Raw genomic sequence first — 19,698 nt, forward strand, 5'->3', positions numbered from 1 at the left:
GTGACGATATCAGTCAAGAATGTCGCTGGCTTCGGTGTCGACCGCCACGTCCGTGTCGAGGTCGATATCCTGAATAAGCGCAACGAGGTCCTCCAGTTCGGGGAACGTGTACACGGTCATTCCGAGGTCGCCGTCGTCGACGGTGATCTGCGAGTCGACGACGAACACCAGATCCGAGTCCGGCCAGCCCCCCATCTTGTCGATGATGCCGTCGGCCGGGCCGAACACGAAGTTCGGCGTCCCCATGTCGATGGTCGTATTGAGGACGTTGGCCCAGCCGTCGATGAACGCAGAGGTCATGATGTTGCCGATCTCCTGCATCGCCGACCGTTCCATATCGGAGAACCCCTCGCCCTCGCTTGGCTCACCCATTCCACCCATCATTGCGCTGGCCATCTGCTTGCTGTCGGCCGGTTCGAGCAGAAACAGGACGTAGCCATACGGGGGTTCGTTCAGTTCGACGTAGATGCCGACGCTCTTGTCGTCGCCGATGTGTGTTTTGACGTCCGCAATGTCGAGAAAATTGATCTGTGAGGTCCGAACTGTCGCGTCGAGCCCGGTCAACTGACCGAGGTTCTCCGCGACCGTCCCAGACCCCTCCTTTGCCATCTGATTGAAAAGGTCCAGCTTCCGCACGTCCACTTTCAGGCCCATACCTACCGGAACGTCGCAAGCGGCTTAACGCCACCGCTGGGAGCCACCCTCGTCACGTAGTTACTACAGACCGTCCCGTTGCACTGTCGGCGTCTCACCGTTTCGGATCACCGACAAAAACAGCACCGCAGGCGTTCAGGCGTCAGTCCCGTCGACCGGGAACTGCTCGTGTTCGCACACCGTATTCAGTACGACCGACGTCGAGGCAGATCGGATATCCTCGTCGGTCAGCAGCGTCTTTATCCGCTCGTTCATCGACTGCGTGTCGGTGAATTTCCCGACGGCCACGATGTCGTGGTCGCCAGTCACCTCATAGACTGCGACCATCTCGCGTCGATCCCGTAACTGGTCCACCACCCGTCCGAGCCCGTCGCCCTCGACGGAGAGCTGGAACACGGCGGTCACGTCGTATCCCAGCGCCCCGTAGTCGATGTCGACGGTGTATTCGTCGATCACACCGGTCGCCTCCAGATCGTCCATTCGGCGCGACACCGTAGTCGCCGCGATGCCGGTCGCGGCGGCGACGTCACGGGCGCTCGCTCGGCCGTCCTGGAGCAGTGCGTTCACTACCTGTCTGTCGGTATCATCGACCATCTCGTCCGCTCAGACTGCCTCTGGGCCTTCTTTGCCGGTTCGGACCTGATAGGCGTTGTCCACGGGGAGGACGAATATCTTGCCGTCGCCTTTCTCACCGGTGTGGGCCCCGTCGGCGATGGCGTCGACGACATCCTCTGCGGGGATGTCCGCGACCACCGTCTCGACTTTGACCTTCTGGTGCAGGTCGACGACGTACTCCTCGCCGCGCCACTGCCCCTTCTTGGCGGGCTGTGAGCCGCGGCCGGAGACGTTCGTCACTGTCAGCGAGGGTGCGCCGACCTCAGCGAGCGCTTTCTTCACGTCGCCGAGTTTGTCCGGTCGAACCATTGCGACTACCATCTTGATTTCAGAGTCGTCGGTTTCGTCAGTCATCTTTGGAACCTCCATCAGTACGCATGCTCGGACTCACTTTACCACCATCGGCGACAACGCTTTCGCCACCACCGAACTCGGGGTAGGTCTCGACGCCGTGTTCGCTGACGTCCAGCCCTTCCTGCTCGTGTTCGGGCGTGACCCGAGCCTGTCCGGCTGCCTTGAGCGCGTACCAGACAACCCCGGTCGCGACAATCGTCCAGCCCGCGATGGCCACGACGCCGATCAGCTGTGCGATGAAGGCGTTAACGACTGACCCAACCGTGCCGGACGTGGCGACGAACGGGAACAGCAGCGTGCCGAGCACGCCGGCGCTTCCGTGGACCGGGAAGACGGCACAGACGTCGTCGATTTTCATCCGGTTCTCGATGAAGCTGAACACGATAGGTAGCTGACCGCCTGCGAGGCCGCCGACGACGATTGCGCCCCACCACGTCGTGGTGTCGGGGATCGCCGTGATGCCGACCAGCCCGGCGAGCAGCCCGTTTGCCACGTACAGGGTGTCGACCTTCCCGGTTTTCAGCCACGCGACCAGTCCGGCACCCATCGCACCGCAGGCCATCGCAATGGTCGTCGTCATCGCGACACGACCGACCGTCGCGAACGCACCGAGGGCGAGCGACCCGTCCTCGACGACGAAGACAGTCGCCGCCGTCCCGACGTTGAAGCCGTACCAGCCGAACGCGAGGATGAGCGTTCCCAGCACGGCGAAGGTCAGCGAGTGGCCCGGAATGACGTTTGCGGAGCCGTCCTCGTTGTACCGGCCCATGCGTGGACCGAGGACGTATGCTGCCGTGAGGCCCGCGATGCCGCCCATGCCGTGGACGATCATCCCGCCGGCGAAGTCGTGGAAGGCTTCACCGCCGAAGCTGATGTACGCGCCGGCCCACGTGATTCCGGTGACAACGGGATAGATGACCGCTGCCAGCAGGAAGGTGTACGTGATGTACGCGCGGAGCTTGGCCCGACCGGCGACCGCGCCGGAAACAATGGTCGCTGCCGTCATCGCGAAGACGGCACCGAACAGCCAGCCGACGTAGTCGTTTGCGGCCCCTGCGCCGAACGCGGGCGAGAAGCCACTTCCGCCGACTAGAGCACTGATCCCCGACCCGATCAGGAAGAACACCGTTACGCCGACCGACCAAGTCAGGAGGTTCTTCGTCAGCTGGTTCGCGACGTTCTTCGAACGCACCTGACCCGCCTCAAGCATGGCGAAGCCTGCGTGCATGAAGAAGATCAGGAACGATACCACCAGTACCCACAGCAAGTTAACCCCCTCTGCGAGTACGCTCGGATCTACCTGTAGTGCAGTGTAGCTCATTTCTAGTTCACCTGTTTCGTTTTGTTATCGACTGCCGTCTGAATGTCCAACTTTCCCCCGTTCTGGCTCAACTTCTTCAACTCTTTCACGAGAAAGGCTCTGGTAACAACACTACATAAGGTTTGCCTTTATGAATACGGAAATTGGAGGGGATATGGTAGACGACCGTCCAGATTACAGTATGATATTATGGATATAAGGTTGTTCTCCGTCAAGAAAGTCCGTATATGCACACTGAAATTTTGGACGTTTGTCGACCCCAGTTTCGGCCGCAAGGGCCCAAATAGGCCGTTTTTGCTTGCGCGCGCTCCTGTCTGGCGGGTGTTGCCAGCGGCAACAGGGTTATGCCTCGCGAACACAGATTCGAATTCAGTATAAATGTCCGGAGAACAGTGGGGAGACGTGGCACAATGTCTCGATAAACTGTACAAATCGAACCTATATTGGAGGGTTCATAGCTGATTATGGCTTCGGATCACTATCCCTCCGTTCCGGACCAGTCGACGGCCGTAACAGAAGAGCGGGCAGTCGCAAACGCACAGGGCGCACTGGATGTTGTGCAGGCGGCGTCGGAAACCGTCGGCGAGCAACTCGCGGCGATTGACGACCGCGCGGCGGCACAGGCGACTGACGCACAGCAGATCGCCGACGATGTCTCGTCGCTTTCGGCCACAATCGAGGAGATCGCTGCGACCGCGACCGAGGTCAGCGAGCAGAGCCAGCGGGCAACGGACGCGGCAAACGACGGGCGCGAGGCCGCATCCGATGCTATCGAGTCGATGGACGAGGTCCGCGAACTGGGGCAGGCGGTCGCCGCGGAGGTGGCCGACCTGCAGGACCGGGTCGACCGCATCGCTGATGCACTGGCCGGCATCGACCGCATCGCCGACCAGACGAATATGCTCGCGCTGAACGCCTCGATAGAGGCGGCGCGAGCGAGCGACACCACCGACACGGACGGGTTCGCTGTCGTTGCAGATGAAATAAAGGGGCTCGCAGAGGAGTCCCAGCAGCAGGCTGAGGAAATCGAAACGACGCTGGCTGCGGTTCGAGACGCCACAGACGACACCGTCGCACAGCTCAACGAGGCCATCGACGGCATCGACACCGGGGCCGAGCAGGTCACCACGGCGATGGCTCGGCTCGATGACGTGGCAGACACCGTCGCGGAGACGGCCGAGGGTATCGCGTCCGTCTCGGCGGCGACCGACGAGCAGGCGACGACGAGCGAAGCGGTCGCCCAGCGGTGTGAGACGGTTTCGGACCGCGCCGCCGCCATCGAAGACGACCTCTCGGAGATACGTGCCGCCCGCTCCGAGCAGACCGCGATGCTGGACGAGATTGACGACGTACTTGCCGCTGCCGAGACCGACCGGCAGGACCGACTGGCGGACGCCCCGACAGTCTCTACCGGAATCGATGGCCTCGACGACCTCTGTGGCGGCGGGCTTGTCATGGGCGGTCAGGCCGTCTTCCGGTACACTGACGGGACGCAGATCGATGGGGCCGTGGCGCAACTGTGCGCGACGGCTGTCGCCGCCGGCCGGGCGGTCTCGCTGACGCCGCCTCCCTCACTGGACCGGTCGACGCTGGCCGCCGCGTTCGCGGCGACCGACCGCTCGCTAGATGATGCACTCGACGGCGATGCCCTGTTCATCCTCGACCCGTTCGGGCACTGGGACGCCCGGTACAACGTGTTCGACCTCGAACGGACCTCGCTCGCTGCCGCCAACGAGACGACGGCTACCAGACGGGACGCCCCGCTGGTCATCGTCGGGAACATTCAGGGCGAAATACGGATGATGGGCGAACAGGAAGCCAGAGAAGCCCGATACGAAAACGACGACGGCGTCTTCGAGCCCCACGACACGGTGGTCAACGTCATCAACGACGACGCGGTCCCGGAAACGCTCGGGGCCTTTTACTCGGGCGCTGCCGATCAGGAACTCACGCTGACACGGATCGACGGCCGCGAGCACCTGACGCTCACGGCCTCGCCGCGTGGCACCGTCGGCGAGAAACAGCCGGTATCACATCTGTCGAGCCCACCCTTCCTCCGGATCCGAGACAACTGATGTTCGGCATCGACGACGCTGGTCGGTTCACGTTCGCGACAGAGGAGTTCGCCGCAGTGCTCGACCGGACGCCTGCCGAACTTGTCGGGACGCCAGTCGAGGTGGTGGTGGCGGCTGAGGACCGCGAGACGCTGGCTACGGCGAGACAGGCCGTCAGCAGCGCGTCGGACCGGACCGAGAGCTGTCAGGTGAGGTTCCCGCAAAGCGACCTCGCCGGTCCGGTGACGGTCGAACTCACGACGGCAACTGACGAGTCCATCGTCGGCTCGCTCTGCCGAGCGACCGAGGTGTCCGACCCGTTCCAGTACCTGTTCGATCTCATTCAGGACGCGGTCGTCGGCTTCGAAATCGTCAACTTCGTTCCAATCGTCCGAACGGTCAATCCCGCGTTCGTCGAAACCTTCGGCTACGACCGGGAGGAGATTGTCGGCGAACCGCTCAACGACTACATCGTCCCCGGCGACCGCGTCGAAGAAGCGGTCGACTACGACCAGCGGACGGCCTCGGGCGAAGTCAACTACGCTGTTGTCTCCCGGAAGACGGCTGACGGCTGCCGCGAGTTCATCTACCGCGGCGTCCCGTACGACACGACCGACGGCCGTCGTTGCGGGTTCGCGATGTACACGGATGTGACGGACAGCCGGCGGCAAAAGCGGCGACTCCGGGTTCTCCACCGGGTCCTGCGGCACAATCTCCGGAACGAGCTCTCCGTTGTATTCGGCATGTCGGAATACGTCCGTGCCCACGCAGCCGACTCGTCCGTCTCGCTGGCGGCGTCTCGCGCCCTCGACGCGGCTGACCGTCTCGCCGCCGTCAGCGAAAAGGCCCGCAACGTCGAAACCGCGCTCGATGGAGAAGCCGACCAGTCGGTCGACGCGGCGGCGCTGGCTCGGTCCGTCGCCGACAGTTACCGCCCCGACACACCGGTCGAAACGGCGCTTCCAAGACAACTCCCCGTCTCCGGCGGGACGGCGGTCTACGACGCGCTCGACAACCTCGTCGAGAACGCGGTCAGACACACACCTGATGGTACGACCGTCCGAATCACGGCCGAGCGGGCCGGCGGAGACGCGTTTGTCCGCGTTCTCGACGACGGCCCCGGCATCCCGGCCGTCGAACGGACCGTCGTGTTCGACGACGAAGACATCACCAACCTCCAGCACGGTAGCGGCCTCGGCATCTGGCTCGCACGGTGGGTTGCCGAGGCGGCCGGCGGCGGCATCGAGTACGACCGCGCCGACGGGTGGACGACCGTCTCAGTCAGGCTTCCGCTCACTGATGCAGATGACGTACTCACGCTAGCCGACACCGCGGAATCCGAGTCTGAACCGACGCCAAAGTGACCACTTACCGACTATCGCCTGAGCGCCGCGGTCAGCGCGATTGCGCCAAGCACGACGCTTGCCAGCGCCAGCGGCGACAGCGCCGGGACGTTCAGCTGAAATAGCAGGGTCGTCACCACGACGCTCCCGCCGACCAGCCCCGTCGTCCCCGCGACGTGCGTGAACTCGACGGGCGTCCCCGGTGCGGTCCCGAGGTCCGCGTAGAGGTCGATGGCCGCATGGGCGAACGTCCAAGCCAGTACCGTCGCGCCGCCAGCGACAAGCACTGTCGTCGTCGTCGCTCCTTGGAGGGCGGCGACCAGTAGTGCCAGAAACAGCAACGCGCTGGCGAAGTCGACCAGTCGGCCGGACTGGATCAGTTGCCCGCCGGCAAGCAGCACCACGCCGACGAGAGCGGCGGCGGTCGAGACCGTGCTGCTGCCGGCGGTAAACAACGTCGTGACGCCCGCTATGAGGGCCGCGCCGCCACAGACGACGCCGGTTCGCGTCGTCATCGGCCACCTCGCCATGCCCGCTCAGTGACCTGTGCCAGCGGTTCGCCTGCGGGCCAGTCGTGGACCGAAATTCCGGCCGCTCGCAACCGTCGGAGCCGTTCGCGGCGTTCGAGCCGCGCTAGCCGGTGGCCCGCCGTGTCCGTCGCGGTCGGATCGGGACTCAGAACCGTCACCGGGTGGCCGCTGGCGGCGAGTCGGCGGACCAGCGCCTCGCTGTCGTCGTCACACAGCGGGCCGAGGAAGACGACGTTCGCCGCCGTCGGCAACTGTGCAATGAGCCTGCTCGTGTCCGGCTCCCGGGTGACCGCCGTCGCGGTGAAGGCGCGGTCGGTCCTGAGCAGGTCACGGGCCTGCCGCTGGTGGGCAGCGCTCGTGCCGGGCGCGAGCCACGCCCCCTCCGGCGAGTACGCCGCGACGCCGACTTCGTGGCCGTCCTCCGGGAGCCCCTCAACGAGGGCGACGGCGGCCATCGTCGACCGCTCGATTGCCGTCTCGGCGTCCGGACGCGGCGCGAGGGCGGCGGCCGCTCTGGCGTCGACGACGACCACGACCGTCGCGGACTGCTCGCGGCGGAACTCGACGGTCCGAAGGTCGCCGGTGCGGGCGTACTGGTTCCAGTCGACGCGCGAGAGCGGGTCGTTCGAGCGGTGTTCCCTGACCGCGTAGAACGAGACCCCTTCGCCGCCCTCGTCGACGGGGACCGTCCCGGGCCGACGGGCCACTGCCGGGACCAGCGGCAACAGTGCCGAACTGGCTGGCTGCTCCCAAGTGACGGTGTCGGGCTCAGCCGTGACGTTCGTTCGTCGGGCGACGACACCGACCACGTCCCTGACGATCACCGTCGCCGGGTCGAACACGCAGCGGTCGGTCCCGCCGGTAATCTCGTAGGTAATCGTCGTCGATGCGCCGGGTCGAAGCGCTGTCCCGAACGACGCTGACCCTTCGACTACCCGAACTGAGTCGGGCACGCCGTCGGCGAGCCGGAGGTCCGGAATCGTCCGCGAGCCGTCATTGCGGACCGTCAGCGCGACCGTCACCCGCTCTCCCAGCGCCGGCTCTTTTGGCGTGATCGAGCGCTGTATCGACACGTTCGCGGCCGGCGGGACGGCCACCCGGTCGTACGCGCTCAGTGTGACGCCCAGCCCGCCAAGCAACACGAGCGCGGGAACCTGCCCGACTAGCCCGACGCCGACGGCGACCAGTGCGGCCCCAGCCAGCCCGAACCAGCGGCCGGTACGGTGGGTCTCGCTCATCGCTCCTCGTCGCGCCGCCGGAGTTCGGCCGTTGCGTGCGCGACACGCCGCTGGAACGGATGGACGCCCGAGAGCCACCCGGACAGCCGCGCTCGAAGCGATATCGGCGTCCCGTCGAACAGCTCCCGTGCCGGCTCCCGATCCGTCCACGCGCCGGACCTGAGCGCATCCGTTGCCTCGTCGGGAGAGAGGCCGTCCCGCTGGAGCACGGTGACTGCGACCCCTTCAACGCGCCGCCGGATGGCTTCCTGTCCGGCCCCGGATGCGAGTGCTTCGTCGATGTCGTCACCGGGGACCGTGACGTACTGGCTGTCAGTGTCCGGGAGCGCCACGCCGCGCTCGCTGTCGAGGGAGCGAACGAGCAATGCGAGGAGTGCGACACCGCCAGCGAAGACGGCCACGGCGAGTATCGGGAGGTCCGAGACAGCGCCCGAGGGCAACAGTGGCGCGCCGAGAGCGGCGAGTCCGACGCCGATCGCTGTCGCGACGAGGCCGAGGGCCAGCGGGACCCGGCGCAGCGTCACGGCTCGGCCTCCCCGCTGTCCGCTTCGGTCTCTGCGGCCACGTCGTCGGGACTCGTCGCGATGGCGTCCGCATCGTCGGCGGCCCGTTCCAGTGCTTCACGAGCCTGAGTCTCTAGGTCGGCGTCTGGCCGCTCCCGGCCGTAGCGAACCCGCTCGAACACCGACCTGAGCGAGGCGACGGCCTCGGGGTCGGCACCGGCCGCTGTTGCGTCCGCCTCGATATCCTGTGGCGTCGACGAACTGTTTTCCGGGGTCACCGCGTCTTCGAGGGCAGCCCACGCGCGGTACACGTCGTTGGTGAGCGGGACCTCGATTTCAGCCGCGCTATGTGCGGGGCTTCTCGCGGACTCCGGCGTTGTGACGGCTGGCGTCTCGCCGCCCGCCTCATCAATTGTCCGGCTCTGGCCGGCCAGTCGCCACAGGACCACGAGCCCGACCGCGAGGCCGACGGCCAGCGCGCCGACTGCCGGGGCGGGGACGCTCGGCAGCAGCGCGCGGGCACCGCCGTCGCTTTCGGGCGGGTCGATGCTACCCGGTGGGTCGCTGAGGCCCTGTCCGTCGGGGTTGTCGATTTCGCTGTCGTCCCGGCTCATCTCCGCTCGGTCGGAGCCGGTGGCGGCGTCGATGCTCGCGGCACCGACGCTGAACGACAGCAGCGCAATCGCGGCGACAACCGCCACGAGGAGGGACTGTCGCTGCATACAGCAACTCCGCTCCTGTCGCATGAATAGGTTGGGGACCTGTCGCTCGCCGGGACTCTCCACCGGAACGACTCGAACGGGTACCGCACGGAGCGCGACCCCGCTCAGAGCTGGTCCGCGAGGTCCTCGGCGAAGTAGGTGAGAATCAGGTCCGCGCCGGCACGTTTGATAGACAGCAGCGACTCGTAGGCGACCGCTTCGAGGTCGAGCCACCCCTTCTCGGCGGCGGCGTGCAACATCGCGTACTCGCCGGAGACGTTGTAGGCGGCGACGGGATGGTCGTAGGAGTCTCGGACCTCCTTGACGATGTCCAGATACGGCAGCGCGGGCTTGACCATCAGCACGTCCGCGCCCTGCTCGACGTCGAGGTCGACCTCGCGCCGGGCCTCGCGTGCGTTCGCGGGGTCCATCTGGTAGTGCCGCCGGTCGCCGAAGGCCGGGGCACCGTCGGCGGCGTCCCGGAACGGGCCGTAGAAGGCCGACTCGTACTTCGCGGCGTAGCTCATGATTGGTACGTCGGTGTCGCCCTGGGCGTCCAGCGCCTCCCGGATTGCGCCCACCATACCGTCTATCATGCCCGACGGCGCGACCATGTCGGCCCCGGCCGCGGCGTGGCTCGCGGCGATTTTCCCAAGCAGGTCAAGCGTCTCGTCGTTGCGCACCGTCAGCCGGGGGTCCTCGGCGGCGGCGTCTTCGAGGACGCCGCAGTGGCCGTGGTCGGTGTACTCACAGAGACAGACGTCCGTGATGACGTAGGCGTCCGTCTCGCTTGTAATCTGGCGGGTCGCCTCCTGCACGACGCCGTCCTCGGCCCAAGCGCGGCTCCCGCGCTCGTCTTTTGACTCCGGGACGCCGAACAGCATGACGGCTTCGACGCCGGTCTCGCGGACCTCCTCGACACGCTCGACCGCGTCATCGATAGGGACCCGTTCGTGGCCCGGCATCGTCTCGATAGGGACCCGTTCGTCAGTCGTCGCGTCGACGAACACCGGTGCGATGAGGTCAGATGCCGAAAGGTCAGTTTCGCGCACCAGCGGTCGGACGCCGTCGGTCCGCAGGCGGCGCGGGCGCTGTGTCAGGTTCATACCGACTGTTCCGGCCGTCCGCGGCATGAACCCACCGCTTGCGGCGGCGACTGCGCCCTCGGCGACGGGACGCGGGGGCCGTGTGACACGCTCCCGCCCGGACACGAGATTTATGCCGACGCCGCCGTCACACCTGACCGATGCCCTCTGAGGACAGTGACTCGCTGACCGAACAGATGCACGACTTCCTCGACGGCCTCGGATTCGCGGACCTGACACCAGACTACCGCGAGGAGCGCGAGGCCGCCAACGACGCCATCGACGCCGCCTTCGACCCGCTGCCCGAGGAACTCGCTGAGGACCCGGACCTCGCCGAGATAAACAAGGTCAACGTCCACGACGACGGCGACGACATCCTCGTCCCCGTGGTTACCTTCCTCTTCGAGGACGTCGGCGAACCGGACCGCGACGCCGTCTGGTCGTTTGTCGGCCGGGCGCTGGAGGCGGTGCGGGAGCCGTTCGCCGACTGCCACGTCCGCCACTACGACCTCCAGTTCGCGTACGCCCACGAAGAGGAGGACGCGGTCATCTACTGCCGAATCGCCGTCAATCCACCGCTCGTAGAGCGATACCTGACCGAACCGGGTTTCGACGTCGGGTCGCTCCGGGAGGCCGTCGCCGAGGGGGATAACGGCGACGACGAGATTCCACCGGTCGACTGGAAGCCCTTCGACGCCGAGTCGATGGGCACGGGCGCGTACAGCGGCGGGCAGGCGGCCATCGCGGCTCACTGCGCCGGAGCGACCGCGGGCGCGGCCGCCGCGTGCGCAGGGACCGCAGCGGGAGCCGGCGGGGCCGCGGGCTGTGGCGGTGCGGGCGGCGGGATGTGAGTCACTCGCCGTCGGCCGTCTCGATCCGCTCACGGAGCCACGCCGCCGCGTCGGCGACGGCCGCCGGGTCATCACCCGTGACTTTCACCCGTCCCGGCGCGTCGTCTTTGCGCGGATAGCTCCCGACGGCCACGTCGAACTGTTCGCGGGCTTCGGTAACACGGCCGACCAGCGCGCCCTCGGGCGCGGGCGTGTGAATCGTCTCCGTCGTCCGGTCACCGTCGAACTCGTCGGCGACGGTCTCGTACATCGCTTGCAGTTCCTCGGGGATGCCCGGGAACACGTACACGCGGTCAATGACACAGCCGGCGGCGAAGCTCTCGTCCGTCAGCAGCGCCTGCCCGCCCTCGGGGACCGACGCCCACGCATCGAGGTCGAGGTCCATATCGTAGCGGTCCACCATCTCGGGGTTGTCATCAGCGAACCGCTCGGCCTTCGCTTCGAGGTGCGCCCGCACGTCGTCGGGGACGACAAGCTCCCTGCCGAAGGCCTGCGCCACGGCGGCCTTCGTCACGTCGTCGGGCGTCCCGCCGATACCGCCGGTGACGATGACCGCGTCGAAGGCGTCATGGAACCGCGCCACGGCGTCGGCGATGACTGCCTCGTCGTCGGGCACGGTCAGGACGCGAGTGACGCTCGCCCCGGCGGCCGTGAGCTGACGACCCAGCCACGACGCGTTCGTGTTCTCCGTGTCGCCAGCCAGCAGTTCGTCACCGACAGTGAGCAGTGCGACCTCCATCATCTCGCTGTGAGTGTCTGGCGGCGTTAAGGGTTTGGCTGGACGCAGGTGGACACAGGCTCCGATGGTGGTGGCCTGCTGGGGGACGAAGGCATATATATGGTGTATAATGCCATTATATCTGGTCTAGCCATATTTCGGTAACATACATATACTGGGTCCGGCAATCCAGAAGCATGGTACTTGTCACCAATTGTGCCGATTGTGTCAAACGGGTGTACCCGAATCGAAGTCGTGTGCCGAGCACGGGCCGCGACACCGCTGCACCAGTCGACGAAGCGCCCACAACACGCTCCGGAACGCCGGACTAACGCTGCCGGCGGCGCACTGCGCCAATCCACCACTTGGACCGGTAGCACCCGTCGTGGTGTGTCGTAAGGGCACCCCTCAGTAGAGAGCGACAGTAACGGAACACAGCAACAGCACAGGGTCGGACCGATCACCGCTCCGTTGGCCTTCCAGACCGGTTCTGAAGTTCGTCAGACTGGTCGCCGCTGGTGTGCTCGGCGTCGTTACTCCTCGGATAGCTCGGCTTCGAGTGTCTCGACCTTGCGTTCGAGTTCGGAAATACGCTTTTCGTAGCCGCGTTTCCCGTCGAGAAAGTTGTAGATGAGTATCATGCCGGCGGCTGGGAGTCCGACGTACAGTGCTAGCACCATACCCATGACAAGAAGTTCCGTTGCGCCGGGTAATCCCGGGAGCAGGAGGGCCATAGTGGCCCTTTTCGGTTCAGCCACTTGAAGATTTACGCCCGAGCGGTCAGACTTCCGCTTCCCCGACCGCCTCTGCCAGCAGCTCCGTCACGCCGACGATTTCGAGGTCGTCCTCGTAGCCGCCGGTTTTGCGCCCGTCCTCGTACATCGTCATGCACATCGGGCAGGCGACAACGAATTTCTCGACGGCCGCGCCTGCCTCGGTGTCTTCGAGGGCCTCTCGCAGGCGTTCCTCGCTCGGTTTCGTCTCCTCTTCGAGGTCCATCCAGAGGCCGCCACCGCCACCGCCACAGCAGAAGGAGTCGTCCCTGTTGCGCGGCATCTCGTGGAGGTCCGCGCCAGTCGCGCGGATGAGGTCACGCGGAGCTTCGAACTCGCCGTTGTACCGGCCGAGGTGACAAGGGTCGTGGTAGGTGACGGTGTAGTCCAGTTCCGATCCGGAGAGGCCGAGCGCGCCCGAACTGGCGAGGTCGGCGACGACCTGCGTGTAGTGGAACACGTCGCCCTCGCCCCACTCGCAGGCCTCGAACTCGGGGTACTCGTTCATGAACGTGTTGTAGGCGTGGGGGTCCGTCGTGACGATGGACTGGAACTCACAGTCCAGTATCGCCTCGGTGTTGTCCTCGACGAGCATCTCGTAGAGCCCCTCCTCACCGACGCGGCGAACGTCGTTGCCGTCGGTCTGTTCGGCCTCGTAGAGGATGCCGTAGTCCACGTCGGCGGCCTCAAAAACCCGGGCCAGCGCGCGTGCGATCTCCTGATTGCGCTCGTCGTAGCTCGGGTAATCGCCGACGTACCAGAGGAACTCGACGGGTTCGTCGCGGGCGTCGGGCACCTCGAAGTCGAGGTCCTCGGTCCAGTCCGGCCGGGCGCGTTCGGGGTCGCCGAAGGTGTTGCCGTGCTGGAACACGTTCATCATCGCGTCCTGCACGTGTTCGTCCATCTCGCCGGCTTCGGTGAGCCGGCGGTTCATCTCGGTGAACTGCGTGACGTGCTCGATATCGACTGGGCAGGCGTCCATGCAGGCCATACAGGACATGCAGGACTCCATCGTGTGGGCGTCGATAACCGACGTACCGCCGTCGGCGACGATGGGCACGTCCTCGCCGCCGGCGTCGCGCTCCTCGCGGTAGCGTTTCAGGTCGAGAATGACGTTGCGCGGGTCAAGCGGCCGCCCGGACGCTTTCGCTGGGCAGACTGACGAGCACCGGCCGCACTTGGTGCAGGCGTCGTGGTCGAGCAGTTGTTTCCAAGAGAAGTCATCAATTCCACTCGGGCCGATATCGTCGGGATCAGCATCAGCCGGGACGCCCGGCAGTCGCACTCCGGCTTTCTCGTCGCGGGCGACGAGGTTGGCAAACGAGGAGAGCATGTGGAACGGCTTCGCGTAGGGAATCCAAGCGACAAACCACAGCGCGACGAGCGAGTGGCTCCACCAGACAAAGGGGTACGCACCCGCTGCCAGCTCCGGCGTCATTCCGGCCATGACGAGCGCTTCTTTGACCGACCAGCCGACGAAACTCACCGTCTCGAAGGAGACATCCCGGACCGTCGAAGTACCGAGAATCCGGATGCCCTCGGTGAGATACCCGCCGACGCCAAGCACGAACAGCGCGCCGAGAAACAGGTCGTCCTCGCGGGACGTGTGGCGGTCGTGGAGGCGGTCAAGCTTGCGACCGTAACGCCGCCACAGCGCGACACCGACGCCGACGACGAACAGCAGCCCCATCGCGTCCATGACGAACGAATAAGAGAGGTAGAAGCGACCGACAAAAAAGGACTCGCCAGTCAGCGGCCGGTAGAAGTCGATGTCGATGCCCAGTATCGTCGTCCCGATGAGCAGCGTCAGAAACCCCCAGACGATGAAGGCGTGCATCACGCCGGCGACAGTGTCACGGTCTAACTGCTTCCGGTTTGACAGCGCCAACTTCGCCGCTGCGACCGTCCGCTGTGGCAGCTCGTCCAGTCGCTCGAAAGCGTCCTCGCTGCCCCGGGTATAGCGGGTGACACGGTTGTACACACCGTACAGAAAGACGATGACAGCGAGCGCTGCGAGATAGTAGAACAACACTTTCCCCACGTCGCCGATGCGCCAGAACGTCGGGCGTGTGGTCGTCTGGAGTATAGATGACATACGGTAACACGCGATTTGTGTCCGCTTAAATCTTGCCACGACCCCGTCGCAGTCCTGCGAGAATTAGGTCGCTGTTGAAAGTTTCCGCGTGTTACGTTGCCCATCCGACAGATATATGACTCCTGAGGAGGAGTTTCATGTTCGATGGACGAGAAGACCGAAGAACTCCGTGACATCTTCATGGATGTCTCCGACGAGGAGGCTGTGACGGAGTCTCAGGAGGCGTCGAGAGGGTCCCTCGCCGATACTGACGAGGCCGGTGTCCCGGACCGACTCGGTGATGTCATCGCGCGGATGCGCGAGCGGTACGAGTTCCAAACTGAACTCGCCGACGAGGCCCTTGTGACAGTAGTCCGACTGTTCTACGAGGGGAGCGATGACGCGACCATCGCGGCCGACATCGGCGTAGACGCATCCGCCGTGGTCGAGGCGCGACTGGACCTGCATCTCCTCCGCGACGAGGACACAGAGGCATCGTTTGATCTGGCCGAGTTCCGCCGTCGCGTCGCCGACGATGCCCCGTCTGTCGCCGAGCTCGCGGCCGAGTTCGACATCGACGAGTCCTGTGCCGCCCACTACCGCCGCGTCGTCGCCGCACAGGACGCCACGCGCCGCGTCTCCCACCGCTTCCAGAGCGAGTTCGAGGACGTGCTCACCGACGCCGGACTGTCGACACAGCACGCCGCCACCCTCCGCGAGGACGGCCTCGACGAAGCCACCGAGGACATCGATTCGCTGGACTCCGGCGCTGACGTGTCGATGTGAGTCTCGGCTAGTCTTCACAGCGTTGTCTCGCCGAGATGGGGTCGGCCCTGCTATCTGACTGAATGTCGCCGACACGCCCCGCCGAACTTTCTTGTAGGAGAACACGACCATGCAGGGCCATGCCGACCCACACGTTCAGGGAACTGGAAACGGCCGCCTACTGCCCGCGGAAGCTCTACTACCGCCGCCGCGACGGCGCGAGCGAGATTCCAGACGAAATCGAGTCGGTTCGCCAGTTGGCCCTCGACTACGAGCGGCTGTTGACCGACGACGCTACCCTGCTGGCCGCCCCCATCGAAGTGGAACCCGACGAGTATCGCGACCGGCTCAGAGGGCTTCGAGAGTGTCTGGCTGACTGGGATGCGTTGGTCGCCCCGACAGCGGCCGATGCGTATCTCGAAGGGAAGGACGCTCGGGGAATCGCACACAAGATCGTCGCCGGACAGGACGGTCCAGTGCCGTCGCTCGTGTTCGCCGGGCGGCCGCCCGAAGACGGTGTCTGGGAGCCCCAGACCGTGCGGCTGGTCGCCGCCGCACAGGCGCTTTCTTGGGAGCGCGAGCGCGACATCGACGCCGCCTACGCGGAGTACCCGGCGTACGGCGTGATACGACACATCGAGGTGAACGCGCGGCGGGCCGGCGTCTACCGTCGGGCGGTCAGAACTGCCGAGAGCATCGATGGGCCGCCGGGTCGGGTACGTAACGATGCGAAGTGTACACCCTGTGAATTCAGCGACGACTGCGGAGTGAAAACGCAGTCGCTACGGTCGATGTTACGCTGAGCCGTCGGGACTCGTACGGGTGGCCGGCGTGTCAGTCCCGAGCCGCTAGCCACGATTCGACGGCGTCGGCTCGCGCGCCACGGCGATGTATCGTCCCGCTGTCGACATCGACGACCGTCGAGCCGGTCCCGCCGTCAGTTTCGCCGTCGTCGACGACCGCCGCGACGCGCTCGCGGATCGCGTCGAGGTCGTCAACGGTGCGGGCGCTCGGGTTTCCGGAGATGTTGGCGCTCGTGGCGGTGAGCGGCCCAGTCTCTGCAAGCAACTCCAGCGCTGTGTCGTGGTCGGGAATGCGAATACCGACGCGGTCCCGGCCGGCCACCAGCACGTCTGGGACCGCGTCCCGGCGCTCGGTGACGACGGTGACCGGCCCGGGAAGGAACTCGCGCATGAACGCCAGTTCGCGCTCGTTCACACGCGTGTACTGGCGAGCGGTCTCGACATCGGGAACGGCCATTGAGATCGGCTTGTCACGGTCACGGCCCTTCGCCTCGAACACGCGCTCGACCGCCTCAGCATCGAGCGCGTCCGCGCCGAGACCGTACACCGTCTCTGTCGGATAGACGACCAGCCCTCCGTCGCGGACTGCTGCCGCGGCGTCGTCGACTGTCGCCATCGTCAGAGCTGGGCTTCGACCGCGTCGTAGTCCGGGAAGTCGGGCCATTCCTCCGCGACCCACGCGTATTCGATAGTCCGGTCGCTATCGAGGACGAACACGGCCGGCCGCGGCTCCTCGATACCGGCCATCCCGTCGAGGGCCATGTCGATGTCGTACTGCTGTGCGACGCCGTTTGCCGGGTCCGAGAACAGTCGGTGGTTCCCCTCGATCTCCCGCTCTTCGAGCAGTTGCTTGTGCTCGTAGGGCGTCGAGATAGAGACGCCGACGACGGTTGCCTGCTCGTGCCACGCGCGGTCGCGGATCTCGTTCCAGATGTAGGTCGCCGGGAACGCCCCGTCCATCGCGTGGAACACGAGAACGACTTGCTCGCTGTCGGCACACAGCGACGCCAGCGACTCGTCCTCCCAGAACTCGTCGTTGACGAGCGGGCGCGTGAAATCCGGGGCGGTGTCGCCTTCCTCGGGGTGGTCGACCGGGTCGAGATCGACGACGTCGAAGTCGAGTTCCATCAGGCCACACCTCCCTCTGTCGCCTCGCCCTCGCCGTAGGTTCGCTCCAGATACGCGACGATGTTCGCGCTCTCGGACATCGTGACGCCGGTGTTTTCGTCGACGATAGCTGGCACGGTCCGCTTGCCGGACAGTCGCTTGACCACGTCGCGGTCGGAGTGCATCGGCTCGACGAACCGCGACTGGTAGTCGAGGTCGTGGGCATCCAGCTTCCGGACGACGCGCTCACAGAACGGACACGCCTGCAGCCGGTACAGCGTGATGTCTGGCTCGCTCATACTCTGAGCGGCGATACGCGCGAAAGCCGGGTAAGGGCTTCGCTGGCGTCCCCTTCATGACAAGCCTTAATCCGCGTCCATTACAACTCCGACCGTTGATGGCCATGGACCTACCTGTGCCGTTTGAGCTGTCTACAGCGACGTTGCAGGCTATCGAATACGCCGGCGTCGTGATACCCGAAAGCGTGGTGCTGGTCGGTGGTGTCGCCACTATCACCCTCCTCATCATTCTCTCGGCGTTTTTCTCGTCTTCGGAGATCGCAATGTTCTCACTGCCCGCACATCGGACGGAGTCACTCGTCGAGGACGGCGTGCCGGGTGCGAAGACGCTCAAGCGACTCAAGGCGGACCCCCATCGCCTGCTCGTGACCATTCTCGTCGGGAACAACCTCGTCAACATCGCGATGTCGTCTATCGCGACGGGACTACTGGCGATGTATCTCTCTCAGGGACAGGCTGTCGCCGTCGCGACGTTTGGTATCACCGCTATCGTGCTGCTGTTCGGCGAGAGCGCGCCCAAGAGCTACGCAGTGGAGAACACCGAATCGTGGGCGCTGCGTATCTCCAAGCCGCTCAAGTTTGCCGAGAAGGTGCTGCTCCCACTCATCCTGCTGTTCGACTACCTCACTCGCGTCGTCAACAAGATCACCGGCGGCCGCTCCGCTATCGAGACCTCCTATGTCACCCGCGAGGAGATACAGGACATCATCGAGACGGGCGAGCGCGAGGGCGTCCTCGACGAGGACGAACGGGAGATGCTCCAGCGCACCCTCCGATTCAACGACACCATCGCCAAGGAAGTGATGACCCCGCGGCTGGACATGACCGCGGTCGCAAAGGAGGCTTCCGCGGAGGAAGCCTTGGAGACGTGTATCCATAGCGGCCACGCCCGGATTCCGGTCTATGAGGGAAGTCTGGACAACGTCATCGGCGTCATCCACATCCGCGACCTCGTGCGGGACCTCAACTACGGCGAGGCGCTGGCAAAGGACATGGACTTGGAGGACCTCATCGAGCCGACCCTGCACGTCCCAGAGTCGAAGAACGTCGACGACCTGCTGACCGAGATGCGGGCCGAACGCCTGCACATGGTCATCGTCATCGACGAATTTGGAACCACAGAGGGACTGGTGACGATGGAAGACCTGACCGAGGAGATCGTCGGCGAGATACTCGAAGGCGAGGAAGAGGAACCCATCGAGTACGTCGACGACGACACGGTCACGGTCAAAGGCGAGGTCAATATCGAGGAGGTCAACGAGGCGCTGGATCTGGACCTGCCTGAAGGCGAGGAGTTCGAGACCATCGCCGGGTTCATCTTCAACCGGGCGGGTCGACTGGTCGAGGAAGGCGAGACCATCACCTACGACGGCGTCGAGATCCGCGTCGAACAGGTCGAAAACACGCGCATCATGAAGGCTCGCGTCGTCCGTCTCGAAGCCGACGAGACGGAGTCGGTCGACGCGGAAGAGGCCACTGACTGAGTAGCTCGGCAGCAGTCGTTTTACCTCGGTCGCCGTCGATAGCAATGGTATGGGCTATCACCACCTCGCAGTCGACGACATCGAACCGACACCGGACCGGCCCAGCGTCCAGCGCTCCATCAGCGACGCCGTCGGCCTCGAAAACGCGGCCGTGAACGTCTACGAGGTCGCCCCCGGCGAGGACATCCCGCTCGCGTATCACTACCACGACGATCAGGAAGAACTGTTCTACGTCCTCTCGGGGCTGTTGGCCGTCGAAACGCCGGAAGGAACCTACGAAGTCGACGAAGACGAGGCGTTCGTCGTCGAACCGGACAGCCCCCAGCGGGCGCACAACCCCGAATCAGCGACCGAACCGGTGCGGACGCTCGTCGTCGGCGCGCCAGCAGTGGACGACGTACACCCCTACGACCCCGAGTAAGCCGA

General features: G+C 65.3%; 23 protein-coding genes. 8 read left to right on the forward strand and 15 right to left on the reverse strand.

Annotation, left to right across the window (positions count from 1 at the left end; translation table 11 throughout):
• Positions 1–9: 9 nt before the first annotated feature.
• From Har1129_RS15140 to Har1129_RS15155, 4 genes are all read right to left on the reverse strand, one after another.
• Entirely contained in the window at positions 10–654 is a 645-nt protein-coding gene (locus tag Har1129_RS15140) for a chemotaxis protein CheC (RefSeq protein WP_151101430.1), read from the reverse strand.
• Between the two features lie 135 nt (positions 655–789).
• Positions 790–1,248, reverse strand: a complete 459-nt coding sequence (gene lrp / locus Har1129_RS15145; protein ID WP_151101432.1) for an HTH-type transcriptional regulator Lrp — start codon at positions 1,246–1,248, stop codon at positions 790–792.
• A gap of 9 nt (positions 1,249–1,257) precedes the next feature.
• Positions 1,258–1,623 (reverse strand): P-II family nitrogen regulator, encoded by a 366-nt coding sequence (locus Har1129_RS15150; RefSeq protein ID WP_004517663.1) that lies wholly within the window; start codon positions 1,621–1,623, stop codon positions 1,258–1,260.
• The gene (locus Har1129_RS15155) at positions 1,616–2,944 is read right to left on the reverse strand and encodes an ammonium transporter (RefSeq protein ID WP_151101434.1); all 1,329 of its coding nucleotides are present in this window, start codon (positions 2,942–2,944) and stop codon (positions 1,616–1,618) included. Before Har1129_RS15155 ends, Har1129_RS15150 begins: the two co-directional genes overlap by 8 nt.
• Positions 2,945–3,408: 464 nt before the next feature.
• Here Har1129_RS15155 and Har1129_RS15160 point away from each other — a divergent pair, with 464 nt between their 5' ends.
• Positions 3,409–5,019, forward strand: coding sequence for a methyl-accepting chemotaxis protein (locus tag Har1129_RS15160; protein WP_151101436.1), 1,611 nt, complete (start codon positions 3,409–3,411; stop codon positions 5,017–5,019).
• Entirely contained in the window at positions 5,019–6,362 is a 1,344-nt protein-coding gene (locus tag Har1129_RS15165; RefSeq protein WP_151101438.1) for an ATP-binding protein, read from the forward strand. Before Har1129_RS15160 ends, Har1129_RS15165 begins: the two co-directional genes overlap by 1 nt.
• An 11-nt stretch (positions 6,363–6,373) precedes the next feature.
• On the opposite strand, the gene Har1129_RS15170 is transcribed toward Har1129_RS15165, so the two are convergent.
• The 5 genes from Har1129_RS15170 to hemB form a co-directional block, all read right to left on the reverse strand.
• Positions 6,374–6,856: a hypothetical protein gene (locus tag Har1129_RS15170; protein ID WP_151101440.1), complete on the reverse strand. Its 483-nt coding sequence runs from the start codon at positions 6,854–6,856 to the stop codon at positions 6,374–6,376.
• Positions 6,853–8,109, reverse strand: a complete 1,257-nt coding sequence (locus Har1129_RS15175) for a DUF58 domain-containing protein (protein ID WP_151101441.1) — start codon at positions 8,107–8,109, stop codon at positions 6,853–6,855. Before Har1129_RS15175 ends, Har1129_RS15170 begins: the two co-directional genes overlap by 4 nt.
• Positions 8,106–8,633: a hypothetical protein gene (locus tag Har1129_RS15180; RefSeq protein ID WP_151101443.1), complete on the reverse strand. Its 528-nt coding sequence runs from the start codon at positions 8,631–8,633 to the stop codon at positions 8,106–8,108. Before Har1129_RS15180 ends, Har1129_RS15175 begins: the two co-directional genes overlap by 4 nt.
• Positions 8,630–9,334, reverse strand: coding sequence for a DUF4129 domain-containing protein (locus tag Har1129_RS15185; protein WP_151101445.1), 705 nt, complete (start codon positions 9,332–9,334; stop codon positions 8,630–8,632). Before Har1129_RS15185 ends, Har1129_RS15180 begins: the two co-directional genes overlap by 4 nt.
• 104 nt (positions 9,335–9,438) lie before the next feature.
• On the reverse strand, positions 9,439–10,419 hold the full coding sequence (hemB, locus tag Har1129_RS15190) for a porphobilinogen synthase (RefSeq protein WP_151101447.1): 981 nt from the start codon (positions 10,417–10,419) through the stop codon (positions 9,439–9,441).
• A gap of 25 nt (positions 10,420–10,444) precedes the next feature.
• On the opposite strand from hemB, the gene Har1129_RS21230 reads away from it, so the two are divergent.
• Positions 10,445–10,570 (forward strand): hypothetical protein, encoded by a 126-nt coding sequence (locus tag Har1129_RS21230; RefSeq protein ID WP_255518348.1) that lies wholly within the window; start codon positions 10,445–10,447, stop codon positions 10,568–10,570.
• Positions 10,560–11,249, forward strand: a complete 690-nt coding sequence (locus tag Har1129_RS20710) for a hypothetical protein (protein ID WP_191906088.1) — start codon at positions 10,560–10,562, stop codon at positions 11,247–11,249. The genes Har1129_RS21230 and Har1129_RS20710 overlap by 11 nt, the downstream gene beginning before the upstream one ends.
• A 1-nt stretch (position 11,250) precedes the next feature.
• Here the strand turns inward: Har1129_RS20710 and Har1129_RS15200 are convergent, their stop codons facing one another.
• The 3 genes from Har1129_RS15200 to Har1129_RS15215 all read right to left on the reverse strand — a co-directional run bounded on the left by Har1129_RS15200 (position 11,251) and on the right by Har1129_RS15215 (position 14,835).
• Entirely contained in the window at positions 11,251–11,988 is a 738-nt protein-coding gene (locus Har1129_RS15200; RefSeq protein WP_151101449.1) for a molybdopterin-binding protein, read from the reverse strand.
• Between the two features lie 512 nt (positions 11,989–12,500).
• Positions 12,501–12,701: a hypothetical protein gene (locus tag Har1129_RS15210; RefSeq protein ID WP_151101450.1), complete on the reverse strand. Its 201-nt coding sequence runs from the start codon at positions 12,699–12,701 to the stop codon at positions 12,501–12,503.
• 46 nt (positions 12,702–12,747) lie between these two features.
• Positions 12,748–14,835 carry a (Fe-S)-binding protein gene (locus tag Har1129_RS15215; RefSeq protein WP_151101452.1) on the reverse strand — a complete coding sequence of 696 codons (2,088 nt, stop codon included), beginning with the start codon at positions 14,833–14,835 and terminating at the stop codon, positions 12,748–12,750.
• Positions 14,836–14,979: 144 nt separating this feature from the next.
• Between Har1129_RS15215 and Har1129_RS15220 the strand changes: the two genes are divergently transcribed.
• Complete coding sequence (locus tag Har1129_RS15220; RefSeq protein WP_151101455.1) at positions 14,980–15,600, forward strand: conditioned medium-induced protein 4; 621 nt, start codon at positions 14,980–14,982, stop codon at positions 15,598–15,600.
• A gap of 119 nt (positions 15,601–15,719) precedes the next feature.
• Positions 15,720–16,382, forward strand: coding sequence for a hypothetical protein (locus Har1129_RS15225; protein ID WP_151101457.1), 663 nt, complete (start codon positions 15,720–15,722; stop codon positions 16,380–16,382).
• 31 nt (positions 16,383–16,413) lie between these two features.
• Here Har1129_RS15225 and Har1129_RS15230 read toward each other — a convergent pair whose 3' ends face one another.
• The 3 genes from Har1129_RS15230 to Har1129_RS15240 are packed head-to-tail and all read right to left on the reverse strand — an operon-like array spanning position 16,414 to position 17,788.
• Positions 16,414–16,998 carry an L-threonylcarbamoyladenylate synthase gene (locus Har1129_RS15230; protein WP_151101460.1) on the reverse strand — a complete coding sequence of 195 codons (585 nt, stop codon included), beginning with the start codon at positions 16,996–16,998 and terminating at the stop codon, positions 16,414–16,416.
• Between the two features lie 2 nt (positions 16,999–17,000).
• Positions 17,001–17,510 carry a redoxin domain-containing protein gene (locus Har1129_RS15235; protein WP_151101463.1) on the reverse strand — a complete coding sequence of 170 codons (510 nt, stop codon included), beginning with the start codon at positions 17,508–17,510 and terminating at the stop codon, positions 17,001–17,003.
• Positions 17,510–17,788 (reverse strand): glutathione S-transferase N-terminal domain-containing protein, encoded by a 279-nt coding sequence (locus tag Har1129_RS15240; RefSeq protein WP_151101465.1) that lies wholly within the window; start codon positions 17,786–17,788, stop codon positions 17,510–17,512. Before Har1129_RS15240 ends, Har1129_RS15235 begins: the two co-directional genes overlap by 1 nt.
• Positions 17,789–17,886: 98 nt before the next feature.
• Between Har1129_RS15240 and Har1129_RS15245 the strand changes: the two genes are divergently transcribed.
• Together Har1129_RS15245 and Har1129_RS15250 are read left to right on the forward strand one after the other, a co-directional pair.
• Entirely contained in the window at positions 17,887–19,272 is a 1,386-nt protein-coding gene (locus Har1129_RS15245) for a hemolysin family protein (protein ID WP_151101468.1), read from the forward strand.
• Between the two features lie 49 nt (positions 19,273–19,321).
• Positions 19,322–19,693, forward strand: coding sequence for a cupin domain-containing protein (locus tag Har1129_RS15250; protein WP_151101470.1), 372 nt, complete (start codon positions 19,322–19,324; stop codon positions 19,691–19,693).
• The last annotated feature ends 5 nt before the right edge of the window (positions 19,694–19,698 follow it).

It is taken from the genome of Haloarcula sp. CBA1129, assembly GCF_008729015.1.
Taxonomy (GTDB): domain Archaea; phylum Halobacteriota; class Halobacteria; order Halobacteriales; family Haloarculaceae; genus Haloarcula.

Bases quoted from the DNA above. Each gene is read 5' to 3' on its own strand.
- Har1129_RS15175 (WP_151101441.1), bottom strand. From the start codon at position 8,109: ATGAGCGAGACCCACCGTACCGGCCGCTGGTTCGGGCTGGCTGGGGCC.
- Har1129_RS15215 (WP_151101452.1), bottom strand. From the start codon at position 14,835: ATGTCATCTATACTCCAGACGACCACACGCCCGACGTTCTGGCGCATC.
- lrp (WP_151101432.1), bottom strand. From the start codon at position 1,248: ATGGTCGATGATACCGACAGACAGGTAGTGAACGCACTGCTCCAGGAC.
- Har1129_RS15220 (WP_151101455.1), top strand. From the start codon at position 14,980: ATGGACGAGAAGACCGAAGAACTCCGTGACATCTTCATGGATGTCTCC.
- Har1129_RS21230 (WP_255518348.1), top strand. From the start codon at position 10,445: ATGAACCCACCGCTTGCGGCGGCGACTGCGCCCTCGGCGACGGGACGC.
- Har1129_RS15225 (WP_151101457.1), top strand. From the start codon at position 15,720: ATGCCGACCCACACGTTCAGGGAACTGGAAACGGCCGCCTACTGCCCG.
- Har1129_RS15240 (WP_151101465.1), bottom strand. From the start codon at position 17,788: ATGAGCGAGCCAGACATCACGCTGTACCGGCTGCAGGCGTGTCCGTTC.
- Har1129_RS15245 (WP_151101468.1), top strand. From the start codon at position 17,887: ATGGCCATGGACCTACCTGTGCCGTTTGAGCTGTCTACAGCGACGTTG.
- Har1129_RS15155 (WP_151101434.1), bottom strand. From the start codon at position 2,944: ATGAGCTACACTGCACTACAGGTAGATCCGAGCGTACTCGCAGAGGGG.
- Har1129_RS20710 (WP_191906088.1), top strand. From the start codon at position 10,560: ATGCCCTCTGAGGACAGTGACTCGCTGACCGAACAGATGCACGACTTC.
- Har1129_RS15150 (WP_004517663.1), bottom strand. From the start codon at position 1,623: ATGACTGACGAAACCGACGACTCTGAAATCAAGATGGTAGTCGCAATG.
- Har1129_RS15230 (WP_151101460.1), bottom strand. From the start codon at position 16,998: ATGGCGACAGTCGACGACGCCGCGGCAGCAGTCCGCGACGGAGGGCTG.
- Har1129_RS15200 (WP_151101449.1), bottom strand. From the start codon at position 11,988: ATGGAGGTCGCACTGCTCACTGTCGGTGACGAACTGCTGGCTGGCGAC.
- Har1129_RS15235 (WP_151101463.1), bottom strand. From the start codon at position 17,510: ATGGAACTCGACTTCGACGTCGTCGATCTCGACCCGGTCGACCACCCC.
- Har1129_RS15170 (WP_151101440.1), bottom strand. From the start codon at position 6,856: ATGACGACGCGAACCGGCGTCGTCTGTGGCGGCGCGGCCCTCATAGCG.
- Har1129_RS15185 (WP_151101445.1), bottom strand. From the start codon at position 9,334: ATGCAGCGACAGTCCCTCCTCGTGGCGGTTGTCGCCGCGATTGCGCTG.
- Har1129_RS15165 (WP_151101438.1), top strand. From the start codon at position 5,019: ATGTTCGGCATCGACGACGCTGGTCGGTTCACGTTCGCGACAGAGGAG.
- hemB (WP_151101447.1), bottom strand. From the start codon at position 10,419: ATGAACCTGACACAGCGCCCGCGCCGCCTGCGGACCGACGGCGTCCGA.
- Har1129_RS15140 (WP_151101430.1), bottom strand. From the start codon at position 654: ATGGGCCTGAAAGTGGACGTGCGGAAGCTGGACCTTTTCAATCAGATG.
- Har1129_RS15210 (WP_151101450.1), bottom strand. From the start codon at position 12,701: ATGGCCCTCCTGCTCCCGGGATTACCCGGCGCAACGGAACTTCTTGTC.
- Har1129_RS15250 (WP_151101470.1), top strand. From the start codon at position 19,322: ATGGGCTATCACCACCTCGCAGTCGACGACATCGAACCGACACCGGAC.
- Har1129_RS15160 (WP_151101436.1), top strand. From the start codon at position 3,409: ATGGCTTCGGATCACTATCCCTCCGTTCCGGACCAGTCGACGGCCGTA.